Below are 13,856 nucleotides of genomic sequence, written 5' to 3'. Positions count from 1 at the left end.
TCTAGTTAAGCAATAGCCGAGCGGTATATTGCTTACTTATAAAGTATAAAAAAGTAAAGAATCTCTTAGCAATCATTCGTAGCCAATACTCCCCGATAACGGATTGAGAGTGAAATCAATACTCACATCTTCATAGCCCCCAAATTACAACCATGCCAGCACTAATGGGATAAAGCTAAAACTGACTTCTACCAGAAAAAAAGTATTACGCAAAAGTTCCAGACACCCATAAACCTTACTGAAAGTAAGATTCAATATTTACAATGGGTTTTAAAATCAAAGCCATAATTTAAATTAAATATTATCGAAAACAAATAAAAAAGCTAATAATAGTAAAAGTAACGCTAGCCCAGCTTACGCACTCATCCAATCTAACCATAGAAAATGAATCACCCTCAATAACATAACAACCGCGAACAAGGAATGGAAAGTATGAAAAAACTAAAATTAGCCCTTGCCTATTTTCTTTTGCCCGCTGCTGGAATAGCAATTTCCTTCGAAAGCTATGCTGTTAGCTGTGGAGATACCATTACCTCCCAAGAAACACTGACTCAGGACTTAGTCTGTGCCACTAATCCCGCACTAACAATTACCGGTCCCTTGGGCGGACTTGATATGGATGGATTTACTGTTACGTGCTCTGCCTCAACAGACGACGGCATACTCCTAAATGGCCTATCTGCTAGTTTAACCTCTGGAGTTATCGATAACTGTAACAACTCTATTATGTTACAAGACGATGGGTCCCACTATGTTACAAGTGTTGATATAGATGATCCTGATGGAGTAGGAGTACTTATTTCAAGCGATAGTAACTTTGTCACCGGCATCCAGATACAATCTGATGGCGTAACCTCCGGAAATGGTATAGAAACTGAAGATCCCGCTAATTATAACCAAATCATCGGAAATACTATCGATAGCACCGGTGGAGATGGAATATATCTAGAGGGAATCTCAAACAATGTTACTAGCAATATAATCACAAATGCTGGTGGTGACGGTGTTGATTTCGATCCCGATGGTCGTTCAAATATCCTTATATTGAATGTTATTGATAACAGTACAGACGTTGGCATTGAGATAGATTCCAACTCTAATCTCATTTCTCAAAATGTAGTGACAAATAACGTGACAGGTATCAGGGTTGAGAGCGCTGATAACAACACCATTAGTGTAAATAGTGTAAGTGATAACAATGACTACGGAATATCTATTGAAAGTGGAAGCGCCGACGGTAATACCGTCTTATCTAACTCCTCCTTAAACAATGGGATCTTTGACCTTTACTCACCCAACGATCCAACTTGCACTGATAACACCTGGATAGGTAATACTTTTGTTACCCGTGACCCTTCATGTTTAGAATAAATTAAACCCTAAATAACTCAAAACTAAAGGCGATAATCAAGTTCTGTATCGCCTTCTCTCAATGACTATCATTTGGGCAATAGAATACCTTGTAAGTTAAATCATACATTGTTACCGGCAGTCCTCTATCAAGCTTTCTTCAGCAAGAATTTCAAACCGACAATAAGTAAAACCTCCCATTAAACTAATGTCCCACTAAATCAGCACTTACCTCTCATAGCATCTATCTAGGCCATCTATCAAACTCATACTTGTATCAACCCCATTCACAAGGAGTACGTGCCAGATTGTCGGCCAAATTCCGATGATCAGGCTAGTGAACGGTGATTGATACGACCTCAACCTTGAAAATGCAATGGAAAACGACATTGGTCGTACAGTCTCATCACTAAAGGAGTTTATGATGAAGAATATTGCACCTCTAGCCGCCAGTATTGCCCTGGCAATCATTAGCCAGGGCGCTATCGCCGACACCAATACTGCAACGGTTTACCAAGAAGGTCTTGGGAACACTGCAACAGCTGATCAAAGTGATCCAACCGCCACAAACAATACCATCGATCAAACTCAGATCGGTGATAACAACACCAGCTATGCGGAGCAATCCGCTAACAGTGATGGTGGCACGATCATTCATAACCAAACTGGCGATATGAATACCGCCGAGTCCTATCAGGATAACTCTGTAGGCGCCTATATCGAGATCAATCAGGGAGACAACAATCAGTACGTCTTCACTCTCCAGTCATTTGTTGACGGTAGCACCATGTCCATTACCCAAGATGGGGATGGCCACAGTGCAACCTTAACTCAAACCAATAGTACCGATGATGTTATTGTGGTGACTCAAGCTGGGGTAAACCAAACCGCATTTGTTACCCAAACACTGACGTCAAACAGTGAAGTCTATGTAGATCAGCTCGGCGACTCCAACCTGGCGACCCACAATCAAGTCAATGGGGACTCCCACTACTCCTACTCATATCAGGACGGTACTACCAACACCCTAAATGTGATTCAAACCAACGATGATCACGAGAGCAACCTCTGGCAAATTGGCGACAACAATGTTGCCATTCATAACCAGACGGGTTCAGATCACTACGCACTGACCGAGCAGCTCGGAACTTCCAACTTTGCCAATATTACGGCAACAGGTATTGGTTCTTCCGCTCAAACTTACCAAAATGGTGTGGGTAACGCCCAAACAACAACGCAAATTGGCGATGCGCAATCTGCTTTTGCCAATCAAACCGGAAACGCAAACGTAGGTGTGATTCTACAGTAAACGCTTCATCTCGCAGTGCTGCCCATAAATGGGCAGCACCCATGGACTCATTGGCACCGAAAGACCATCTTCCAAAGAGTTATTTCCCAAATAACTCTTCCCTTACATCCACATACCTAGCAATAACCCAAGTTCTTTACCAACTTATATAGGCGACTTCGTGTTCGTCATAGGTACAATCCGCACCGTTAGTTAGTCTCTCCGTCCCATCTATCAGGATAAGTCGCCTCTATCTGATGACGCAACATACCTTTACCCCACGCATAACTAGACAAAGGATAGCCAAGACTTCCTCGCCGTTCAGCAGCCCTATTCGCCACTTATCCTAATTTTAATCCAGAAGAAAAAGATAGCTCTAAGATGGCAAGCATTCAGCAGGTGAACACAGAGAGAATAGTTGTGCGATATATTCAAACTAGATTTTCAAAGACAAACGCAAAGTTAAAGTCGCTTTTCTTAGCCGCCGGCCTGTTTTCTACTACAGCAAGTGCTGGTGGCATTGATGGAGAATGGAAGGCCACTATCCAAACAGAGAGTGACAAGGTACTTCCGATTGTCCTCCATTTTGATCAGGATAACGATAAATGGACGGGCGTACTGGATAGCCCTTCACAAAATGCCTATGGCATAGAGATGTCATCCTTGGACATTAGCGGCAACAACATATCCTTCGAAATTGAAGACTTACAAATCAGCTACGAGGGGGCGTACAACCCAGTAGTTGAGCTTATGTTCGGATCATTTACTCAAGGGAAGTCACAGACTCTTAACTTCAGAAAGATAAATACTGCTAAACCGGATAACCGTCCACAAATACCAACAGGCCCCTATCCCTATACTGTTGAAGAGGTAAGTTTTAAAAGTACAATCACAAATAATATAATCTCTGGAACATTGACCAAACCAAACTCAAGGATAAAAGCTACTGCGATCCTGATTAGTGGTTCGGGGCCGCAAGACCGGGATGAAACCGCATTCGGCCATAAAGCATTTGCGGTAATTGCCGACTATTTAACCCGGCAAGGGTACGCGGTATTGCGTTATGATGAACGAGGAATTGGTGACTCTACCGGGAGTTTCTCCACGGCAACTACCGAAGATTTTGCCAATGATACCAGTGCAATTGTGGATTATCTGAACAGTCGTAACGATCTCCCCAAGGGTAAAACGGGCTTGATTGGGCACAGCGAGGGGGGGATGATAGCCCCCATGGTAGCCAGCAGTCGTGATGATATTGCGTTTACAATTCTTCTCGGCGGTCCAGGGGTTAAACTACAAGAGCTCTTTTTCGACCAGTGGCACAGGGATAGAAAGCACAGCGGTGTAACTGAGAAAAACCTACAAGAGTTACGCAAGCTTGATAAAATTATTTTTGAACAATTTGCTCATCTTCCCATTGGGGGAACTATCAGTGATGAGTTGCACCAATATCTCTATAAGACTGTTGAACTCGAAGGCTTGAAAGGAGGTAAACTGGAAGCTCAAGTTGAGGTACTTAAAAAACAGTATTCCACCCCTTGGTTTCGTTATGCATTGAGCTTCAACCCTGAGCCCTATTTAGAGGGTACAAAATGTCCTATTTTGGCTCTTAACGGCTCACTGGATTTTCAAGTTGATGCGGAAATGAACTTGGGCAATATAGAAAAGGTGTTGATTAAATCCAATCATAAGGATTATGAAATTATTGAACTCGATAAAATGAATCATCTCTTTCAAACAGCCGAAACAGGTAGCTATGCTGAGTATGCGGAAATAGAGGAAACCTTTTCCCCTATTGCACTTGAGACGATGTCAATCTGGCTGAACGAGAGATTCTGATTTTATTTTCAACTAAACTCTGTGGCCCCAGAACAAGGGGCCACTTTATTAACATGTATTAATTTATGAAGTTACTGAAGTCCCCCGCACCTACGCCAAAATTCTTAGTGTACCATTTTGGCGGCTGGCTAATATTCGCCCTAGTGAACTCCATTTCTCGTGGGTTACTTACCGATGAAAATTTTGAGCAGCTCGCCATACATGCACTCACCCTGATATTAACCTGCGGAGCTTTAACACTAATCATCAGAGAAATGATTTATCGTTTTGACCTCTTAGATAAAAACTGGAGGCAACAGTGGCCCTACTTCGCTCTATCCTCAATCTCACTCGCATTTACCTGTGCTTATATTTCAGTTATCTTTCTATTCTCATATTATAATTTAATGGGGTATGCCATTCCCGATTCAATTTGGCATAACGTACTTGGCAACTGGCTTATCATGACTATTTTATTGGTAAGCTGGACCCTAATTTATATTACAGCAGTTAATCAAGACCGTTTACTCAAGGCTGAACAGGAAGCCATTCAACTTAACCTACAGCTCAATGAGGTTAAAATGGCAGCACTTATGGGGCAGCTTAACCCACACTTTCTATTCAATGGACTAAACAATATTCGGGCCTTAATTCTCGAGGATGCTACTAAATCAAGAACGATGCTGACAAACCTCTCTGATCTACTGAGATATACATTGATGGCGCATAAACAGAAAACCGTGCCACTCAGAGATGAGCTGGAAATTGTTTGTCAATATATCGACCTCCTCAAAATACAATATGAAGATCGTTTGACTTTCAAGTTGACAACTGATCCAGAATTGATGGGAGAACGAATCCCTCCTCTTATTATCCAACTGCTTACAGAAAATGCGATACGCCACGGAATTGAAAAGTCCAAGCATGGCGGTGAAGTAACCATCAGAGTATCCCATGAAGAGGAACACCTAGTCATCACGGTAGCTAACCCAGGGACCTTAGAACTAAACGCACCTCTAGAAACAAAGCCCAGCAAAAAGAAAAATGAAAATACCGGATTGGGGCTAGCTAATATAAAAAAACGATTGACTCTTCAATATGGTAACAACACATCCTTCCAGATAAAGCAACAGGGGCAGCAAGTTATTGCCCAATGCCATGTTCCTACTTCATCTCTACAGTTGGCGGTATAATAAGTGAAAGCCATTATTATTGAAGATTCCAGACTCGCTCGCAATGAATTGAGAGAGCTGTTAAAGCCTCACAAAAATATTAACTTAGTTGCAGAGGCAAAAGATTGTGAGCAGGCAGTTTCTCTGATTCTAAAAGAACAACCAGACTTACTTTTTTTAGACATTAATCTACCGGACGGGGCTGGCTTCGACATACTAGAACAGCTTGAAACTGCACCCCAGGTTATTTTCACAACCGCTTATGATGAATACGCCATACAAGCATTCGAAGTCAACGCATTAGACTATCTCCTCAAACCAATCAACCCGGAAAAATTAAAGCGGGCCCTTAACAAAACACTAAGTGATTCTTCCTTACAGGATGATAATCACTCATCGAACTACCTAGACACCAACAACAAGATCTTTATCAAGGACGGAGAGCGTTGCTGGCTAATAGAAATAGGAAATATCCGTTATTTTGAAAACTGTGGAAATCATGCTCAAGTATTCTTTGATAACAACAAACCGTTTATTTATAAATCATTATCTAAAATTGAACAGCGTTTAAATCCTGAGGTTTTCTTTCGCGCCAATCGCCAGCAAATCATAAACTTGAATTTTATTCAGGATATTCAACCATGGGTCAATAGTGGGCTACTAATAACAATGACCGATGGAAAAGAAATAGAGGCTGCAAGACGCCCCGCTACTCGCTTACGGGAAATGCTAAGTTTGTAGGTCGGCCGTATAACCTGCTGCCAGGTACCATGCTGGCAGCAGCATCTCTATTACTCACCTCGTATAAATACTCTGCTGCTAATCTGAAACATCAATTTTAGCGGCATACTTTTAATCCAGTAAAGTCCAAAGATGGACAGCTTGCCAAACTACCTGAATATCGATTCAGCTTATGAAATATGCGTCCATAATAGGAGATGACACAATTCTTTACTCATTTTTAATGTTGTTTACAAGACGTCCTGAAACACACCCTAATTTATGTAGAAAGGAATCTATCAAATGTTCAAACGAGCTTCCTGTTTGGTTTTAACAGCCCTTTTATTCAGTATCACCAATTTGGTGGCGGCACAGCCAAATAACTTAGAAGAGAATAAAAAACTCGCAATGCAAGCTGTGGGGTTATGGCTAAGCGGCAATAAGATAGATCCCAAGACAATTTTATCTCCTAACTATATAAACAACCTGGATTCTGCGACAACGGATAGCGCAGGCCCACAAAAGCGTAACCTCAAACAATTTGAAGAAGAGGTGGCTAAGTTTCACAAGGCTTTCAAAGACATCAAGGCGGTCAGTACCAAGCAAGTAGCTGAAGGAGATTTAGTCGCAACCCATGTTACAGTCAGCGCTAATCATGTCGGCTCGTTTATGGGGGAATCTCCAACCAAAAAAACAATCACCTGGGATGCCGTGGAATTCTCCAAGATTCAGGACGGCAAAATAGTCGAAGCTTGGGTCACTTGGGATAAATATGGATTCCTAAAGCAGCTTGGTGCACTGAAGTAGTCAATTGCGGAGTAATACTATCCTTGACAGCAAGTCAGGATACATTCCCGAATGCGACATTCATGCTGCTCTGAATCCAAATAATCAAGATCGTCGATATTTTGATCGGTGTCTTTTATGAGTTTAGAAACTCCATCTCGAGAACTTGGCCCACAAGAGGCCTTATTTATAGAGATGACAAGACTCTCCTATGGTGGCTTACAATTTGTTTCTTTCATTAGAGTCTGCAAATCGTTAAGTATTGACACTTTACGCACAGGATTAAAGTACCTACACAAACGCCACCCTCTTCTACGCGCTCGTATCCAAAGAGGGGAAAAACTTCGCTGGATTTGCGACGTTGACTTTAATGATATCCCATTAAATATAAGCCAAGTTAGTGACACTCTCAATTTAGAGGATGAGTTTAAAGTTCACGGCATAAACTGCCTGGACAGTGAAAAATATGTATACAGCATAAAGCTATACCTCAATAAAGAAGGTCTCGTAGAGTGGATTTCCGTCATCAATATACATGCAGCATTTGATGGCAGATCAGTAATGACTATATTTTCAGACTTAGACAAATTCCTGCAATCTAACGAAACACTTAAACAGGCCAAGTCACTACCTCTACAAGAGAGTATTGCGAGCCAGCTAGAGTCAGCTGGATACTTTGGAGAAAAAGAGGTCGAGCACAAGAATACCGGAGATTTTAGCTGGCCAGTAGAGAAGCAGGCCCCTCCTACAGAACGTATATCTTGTGCCGTTTCATACCTGATGCCCCCAGAGAAGATCCACAAACTCGCCCAATGGGGCAAGGATAATGGCATTAAAATAACAGCCATTTACTGTGCTATTGCATCCATAGCAGCTCGAGCCATACCTATCTACAAGCATCTAACTGAAGTAATTTTGGCCATGGATGCTAGGGGATTATGCTCTCCCAATATCCCCATAGGGCACATTGGAGCGTTTTCAGAAACTACCAGTTTAAAATTACCTGAAAACATAGAGTCCGCTGAGGTTATCGAAGTTGCTAAACAACTTCAACAGCAGATTCTTTCAGTTCTCCTCAAGCAGAGTCCTATGACAAAAAACCTAAGTTCTGACTATAAGATGGATGATATCACTCAAATGGCTTCAGAGATAACAGCCCAACATAAGTCATTTCCAGCAGGTATTATTGTTTCCAATGTGGGCAGTATGCGCTTACTAGCTGATGAAATGCAGTATTTTGAGATCCAAAAGCCTATGATCACCCTAACCAATGGTATAAACCCAATCATGGCAGTAACCTACACCACCTACCGCAATGCTGTTTTTGTCTTTGGGTATTGTGAACCATTGATTAGCAGACATAGTATCGATTTATTTGTTAATGAATATATGCGTATATTAAATAGCCTTATTTCAGAATAGTATTCCATGCGATAAATTACTTTAAGTAAACAGCCTTGAAAGGGAAACCCTGAAAATAACAATCAAAAAAGCTAAACCCTCATACAACTAAGCACCTCATAAACCCGCTAAAAATCAACTTGTTTTTTTAAAGTGCCAAGCAACTATTTATATTAGCAAAGCTACTTAAGCTGGAACATATTGCTCATCCCATAAGCTGAGTAAATTTCTTGCATCGCCTCTTCTGTAGTCTTGTTAATTTTCTCTATAGTGGGATTTAAGCCTGTGCCATCAACAGTTGTTCTAAATGAATGCTTACCAGGCTGAACAATCAGAGACTGAATGCCAAATTGAGCCAGCTCCACGCGGTAGTTTTCTCCGATTCCCTCTATTGCGTGCTTGGTAGTATTATATGAGCCAAGAAAAGGTAATACGAATTCCCCCAAAATACTTGATATCTGGACAATAGCTCCACTACCACGCTGTTTCATTTGCTGCAAGACCGCATGAATTAGTTGTTACAATCCAAACACATTAATTTCAAAAACCAAGATACATAATCTAGCTGCATTACTTCCGCTAGATATCATTGCATATGCTATATCAATAGAAAGGCGGAGCTTACCAGCGTCGGATTTCGAGACAAGTCACCACCACCTAGAACAATTACACTTTCTACTTAAGCTCCGCGTAAACTCCTTACTATATTGCTTATAGATTTTGTTTTATTACCATTCAGTCTTTGAAGATATAAAATAAAAGTTAATATACCTTTGGGAGTTTGTCTTTAAAAAGGCAAAACCCATAAGGAATAGATGGTTTTGGGTACAACATGGCAAGTAAGTTCAACGCCTCTTTCAAAAAGACTATTATTGCACTTGTGTACATTGCTGTTGGTTATGCTTTTTTCGCCTACGTTTATAACAATTTTTTTACGCAAACAACCACATTCCCCCGAGAGTCGGTCACGTATGATCTTACTCACAATACCGATTATCTCCAGCAAAAAGACACGATTAATATCCTCGTCGTAGCAGGCGGAGGAGTCAGAGGCTTAATTCCTCTACATGTACTGCAGTATATTGAAGACAAATTAGGGAAACCCCTTGATCAGGTGTTCGACGTTTTTTCAGGGGTTTCCACTGGAGCCATTATCGCAACAGGCCTCAATATTCCTGATGAAGCTATTCCCAGCAGAAACGGGCAAAAGCTATCCCATCTCGACTATCTGGTTGATATCTATGAGAACGAAGTAAATTACCTTTTCTCTCCCCCTTGGTATCACAAGTTCCTAACCGCAGGCGGTCTGTTTTCACCCTCTTACTTTGGCAGCCGATTACATGAGGTAATGGAAAAACATTATACTAAAGACCTTAACTTTACTGAACTTGAGAACTACGTAATCATTCCTTCTTTAAACTTAAAGGACGGACAGATACATCTTTTCAAGAACAAAGGTGAGACGGTTAATTATCTCCCCACCGATCGGCTTTATCAATTAATGACAGCCGCGGTAAGTGCTGAAACGGCTTTTCCACCTGTCGTATTCAATTATTCGGAAGATGAAGGTATCCAGCATTGCGAGCCTGAATTCGCAGAATCGGAAAACGAATCCCAATGTGTGTTTGCAGATGCAGCTATAGCTATGAACAACCCGGCCAGTATGATTCTTCGAGATGTTATCAACGAATTTCCCGATAAAAATTACTACATCCTGGTATTAGGTGCTGGCAGCCCTCGACTCCTTAGCTCAACAACAAACTACGACACATTGAAAAACTGGGGACAAATAAACTGGTTTCGAGATGCATTAACAAATATGCAGCGCTCAATGGATACACACCAGCTCCATACACTGGAAATTGCAAAGTCTTTATCTGAAGAAGGGAGGATAGAATACGACTATCTAAATATCGAAATTCGAGAGCCTTTTATCGGCATATTTGAGCATAAGAAGCTCCCAAAGTTAAAGGACTATTCGGACCAACTAATCAAAGACAATCAGGCCCAAATCGATCTAATTATCGACCATTTAAAAAGTGAGAGCATTAAAAATTCAAGTGATAAGTCTTGACAGGCGACTCTTAAATCAACATGGGGGAAACCTAGAAGGTTTCCAGGCATCTATGTGTTACCTCCTTGACCCACCTGTATATTTACAAATGCCTGGTACTGACTTAAAAACACTTCGCCAGAGAGCTTTTGTAAAAAGCTACTTTTCTCCAAGCGGTCCATCACCGGACCTTTAACTTCAGAAAGATGAAGTCGAACACCTCTATTAAGTAAGATACTGTTTATACTTTCCAGTACTTCCAAGGCGCTCCAATCAATTTCATTGACTGCACTACACATCAGAATAACATGCCTGACCTGGGAATTACCTGCTAGACGGCTATAAATACGCTCTTCCAATGAACTTATATTAGAGAACATCAGACGGCCATCTACTCTAAAAGTAAGAATCTCAGAAGCAGTTTTAACTCGGTGTCGATCTATATTGCGGAAATGCTCAGTGCCTTCGATTAATCCTACCTCTGCAATATGAGGCTTTGATGCGCGCCAAATAAATAATAATAGCGATGCACCCACTCCACAGAGCACGCCCGACTCAACGCCAAATAATAGGGTAACGAAGATTGTCACCGCTACAGCAACAAAATCCGCCTTGGAAAATTGCCAAGTTTTACGCAAGATAGAAAAATCTACCAGTGAAAGTACTGCAACAATAATAGTGGCAGCAAGAGTAGCTTTCGGAAGAAAATATAGTGGTGACGTGAGAAAAAGAGCCGTGAATCCAATGCCTATTGCGGTAAATAGGCTGGCAAACTGTGTTTGTGCTCCCGCGTCAGCATTTACAACTGAGCGTGAGAAGCCACCACTTACCGGAAATCCACCAGAAAAACCTGCCCCAACATTCGCCAACCCTAAAGCCACCAGCTCTTGGTTGGAATCAACTCTTTGTCTACGTTTTGCGGCTAAAGTCTTTGCCACGGATATCGATTCTACATAGCCGATGATAGCAATCATTAGCGCAGGTAACGCAAGTGACTCAAATAGGGAAAGCGACAGCTTTGGCAAGCTAAATTGAGGCAGCCCCGAAGGAACACTGCCAACAAGGGCTACTCCCCATGCTTCAAGGTTAAAAGTATATGAGAAGTACACGGTTATCAGCACTGCTACTGCGGGGGATGACTTAGACAGAAGATTAGCGGTATCAGCTCTGATTCCTAATCTTTGCAATAGTTTTGCCGCACAAGCTCTAGATAGGTATAGAAATAGCACCACCCCCAAACCGACTAACAAGGTCAACTGATTATAGCCTCCCAATTTTTCAAACAAGCCAGGCAACAGCTCTAATATTGTATCTCCATGGACCGATAGCCCCAGCAATTGGGTAACCTGATTAAGTGCAATTAATAATGCAGAGGCAGTTATAAAGCCGGAGATTACCGGGTGTGATAAAAAGTTAGCGAGAAAACCTAACTTTAATATACCTAATACTGTGAGAATTCCTCCAGATAAGAGCGCCAATATCGCTGCTGCAGTGAGGTAGTCCACCTCACCGCTCGCTGTTACCTTTCCAAGAGCAGCGGCGCTCATTAAGGAGATTACCGCTACAGGTCCTACGGATAGTGTTCGACTGCTGCCTAACAAGCCATAGACTAGCAGCGGAACAATACTCGCATAGAGGCCCACCTCAGGTGGCAATCCGGCAAGCAAAGCGTAAGCAAGGGACTGGGGAATAAGGAGCACGGTAACAATTGAAGCCGCCAGTAGGTCCTGGGTTAGCAGCTGCCGATTATAGGAGTGAATAGTAGCCAGAATGGGAAACCATCTGGTGAGATGCTGCATCGCCATGATCTGTTTTCCGCTCTGGCCTTACGGCCTGAGTTCTATCGCCTTAAAAGAAGGGGGTGAATTGCAGCACCGAAAGTGCTGCACTTTAGAGCTAGGGTTCAATCGATATCAGCACAGCGCCAATATCAAATCCTGCGGCCTGTGCCTGGGAATTGAGCTGCTTTTTATCTGCCCCCATCAGGATCTTGGCACCGGCCCATACCTGGCTGGAACGATTTCCCGTCCGGCAAAACGCGTGCACTTTGTCTCCTTCCTGCAAAACATCACGAAATGCCTCGCAGTGATTCCGCATCAAACGTCCGCGAGTAAAAGGAATAGCCACAAATTTAATGCCCACCGCCAATGCGGCCTGCTCCATTTCCACATAGGAAGGGTGAGTCTCACTCTCACCTTCCGGGCAATTGCATACTACAACTTGTACCCCACTCTGAGCCAATGGCGCCATACTTTCACAGGCTATATGCTCAGAAACGCTCACCTGTTCATCTAATTGTTTAATATTCATTATCACCTCAGTTCTATGCATTCAACTGAATAAATATATCGATCAATAATTTCGTCTAAAGCTGATTAAGCGGCACTTTCAAATAAACCGTACCATTCGATTCTGCCGGGGGCATTTGCCCCGCACGAATATTCACCTGCACAGACGGTACTATCAGCCGCGGCACAGATAAAGTGGCATCGCGCTTGCGGCGCACCGCGACAAAATCTTCCTCGGCAACCCCATCGCGCAAATGAATATTCTCCCTGCGTTGCTCTCCCACACTGGTCTCACACTGATAGCCCCGCTTACCTTTAGGCGGGTAGTCGTGACACATAAACATGCGGGTTTGGTCGGGAAGGGACAAAATCTTGCGCACTGAACGATACAGCTCTGACGCATCGCCGCCGGGGAAGTCACATCGCGCACTGCCAACATCCGGCATAAATAAGGTATCGCCAACAAAAAGCGCATCGCCGATTAGCCAGGCCATATCTGCGGGGGTGTGACCGGGACTGTAAATCACTTTCGCTGCCAGCTTACCGACCTGGAAAGTTTCACCATCCTTAAAGAGATGATCAAACTGACTACCATCTGTCAGGAATTCCCGCTCAAGGTTAAATACATCGCGGAAGATTTTCTGCACCTGGCAAATGTGTTCACCGATCCCAATACGCCCACCCAATTGCTGGCGTAAAAACGGTGCCGCTGATAAGTGGTCAGCATGGGCATGGGTCTCGAGTATCCACTCGAGAGTCAGATCTTTCTCTTGAATAAATGACACCAGCTCCTCAGCACCTCGGCTACTGGTGCGACCTGAGGCTGAATCAAAATTCAGCACAGAGTCCACAATAGCGGCGGAACCCCCTTCCCTGTCGTACACCACATAACTCCAGGTTTCTGTATCCCGATCCAGGAACGGCTGCACCCGGGCACAGTGTTCTTCGTGAGCCATCTTCTGCTCTCCCGTATTCACTAC

General features: G+C 42.8%; 12 protein-coding genes. 8 read left to right on the top strand and 4 right to left on the bottom strand.

The genetic code is table 11. From position 1 onward, the window contains the following. The first annotated feature begins 432 nt into the window (after positions 1-432). The 7 genes from ACJJIR_RS07135 to ACJJIR_RS07105 all read left to right on the top strand — a co-directional run bounded on the left by ACJJIR_RS07135 (position 433) and on the right by ACJJIR_RS07105 (position 8,556). The gene (locus ACJJIR_RS07135) at positions 433-1,371 is read left to right on the top strand and encodes a right-handed parallel beta-helix repeat-containing protein (protein WP_444897832.1); all 939 of its coding nucleotides are present in this window, start codon (positions 433-435) and stop codon (positions 1,369-1,371) included. Between the two features lie 400 nt (positions 1,372-1,771). Beyond that, positions 1,772-2,659 carry a hypothetical protein gene (locus ACJJIR_RS07130; RefSeq protein WP_444897833.1) on the top strand — a complete coding sequence of 296 codons (888 nt, stop codon included), beginning with the start codon at positions 1,772-1,774 and terminating at the stop codon, positions 2,657-2,659. 360 nt (positions 2,660-3,019) lie between these two features. Further along, the gene (locus ACJJIR_RS07125) at positions 3,020-4,477 is read left to right on the top strand and encodes an alpha/beta hydrolase family protein (protein WP_444907805.1); all 1,458 of its coding nucleotides are present in this window, start codon (positions 3,020-3,022) and stop codon (positions 4,475-4,477) included. Between the two features lie 65 nt (positions 4,478-4,542). After that, complete coding sequence (locus tag ACJJIR_RS07120; protein ID WP_444907804.1) at positions 4,543-5,649, top strand: sensor histidine kinase; 1,107 nt, start codon at positions 4,543-4,545, stop codon at positions 5,647-5,649. Positions 5,650-5,652: 3 nt separating this feature from the next. Continuing rightward, entirely contained in the window at positions 5,653-6,369 is a 717-nt protein-coding gene (locus tag ACJJIR_RS07115) for a LytR/AlgR family response regulator transcription factor (protein WP_444907803.1), read from the top strand. A gap of 282 nt (positions 6,370-6,651) precedes the next feature. Further along, the gene (locus ACJJIR_RS07110) at positions 6,652-7,155 is read left to right on the top strand and encodes an ester cyclase (RefSeq protein WP_444897837.1); all 504 of its coding nucleotides are present in this window, start codon (positions 6,652-6,654) and stop codon (positions 7,153-7,155) included. A 117-nt stretch (positions 7,156-7,272) separates the two neighbouring features. Next, positions 7,273-8,556 (top strand): condensation domain-containing protein, encoded by a 1,284-nt coding sequence (locus tag ACJJIR_RS07105; protein ID WP_444907802.1) that lies wholly within the window; start codon positions 7,273-7,275, stop codon positions 8,554-8,556. Positions 8,557-8,717: 161 nt separating this feature from the next. Here the strand turns inward: ACJJIR_RS07105 and ACJJIR_RS07100 are convergent, their stop codons facing one another. Then, positions 8,718-9,047, bottom strand: coding sequence for an SDR family NAD(P)-dependent oxidoreductase (locus ACJJIR_RS07100; RefSeq protein ID WP_444908408.1), 330 nt, complete (start codon positions 9,045-9,047; stop codon positions 8,718-8,720). Positions 9,048-9,367: 320 nt separating this feature from the next. Between ACJJIR_RS07100 and ACJJIR_RS07095 the strand changes: the two genes are divergently transcribed. Then, a complete protein-coding gene (locus ACJJIR_RS07095; protein ID WP_444907801.1) occupies positions 9,368-10,609 on the top strand; it encodes a patatin-like phospholipase family protein in 1,242 nt (413 codons plus the stop codon). 50 nt (positions 10,610-10,659) lie between these two features. On the opposite strand, the gene ACJJIR_RS07090 is transcribed toward ACJJIR_RS07095, so the two are convergent. The 3 genes from ACJJIR_RS07090 to ACJJIR_RS07080 all read right to left on the bottom strand — a co-directional run bounded on the left by ACJJIR_RS07090 (position 10,660) and on the right by ACJJIR_RS07080 (position 13,832). Next, entirely contained in the window at positions 10,660-12,387 is a 1,728-nt protein-coding gene (locus tag ACJJIR_RS07090) for a SulP family inorganic anion transporter (protein ID WP_444908407.1), read from the bottom strand. A gap of 97 nt (positions 12,388-12,484) precedes the next feature. Further along, positions 12,485-12,898, bottom strand: a complete 414-nt coding sequence (locus tag ACJJIR_RS07085; protein ID WP_444907800.1) for a protein tyrosine phosphatase family protein — start codon at positions 12,896-12,898, stop codon at positions 12,485-12,487. A gap of 55 nt (positions 12,899-12,953) precedes the next feature. Further along, positions 12,954-13,832 carry an MBL fold metallo-hydrolase gene (locus ACJJIR_RS07080; protein ID WP_444907799.1) on the bottom strand — a complete coding sequence of 293 codons (879 nt, stop codon included), beginning with the start codon at positions 13,830-13,832 and terminating at the stop codon, positions 12,954-12,956. Positions 13,833-13,856 lie beyond the last annotated feature (24 nt).

The organism is Microbulbifer maximicatervae (SeqCode) (assembly GCF_052467385.1).
The sequence above is the reverse complement of the archived record's forward strand: the minus strand, read 5'-3'. Positions and strand labels throughout refer to the sequence as shown.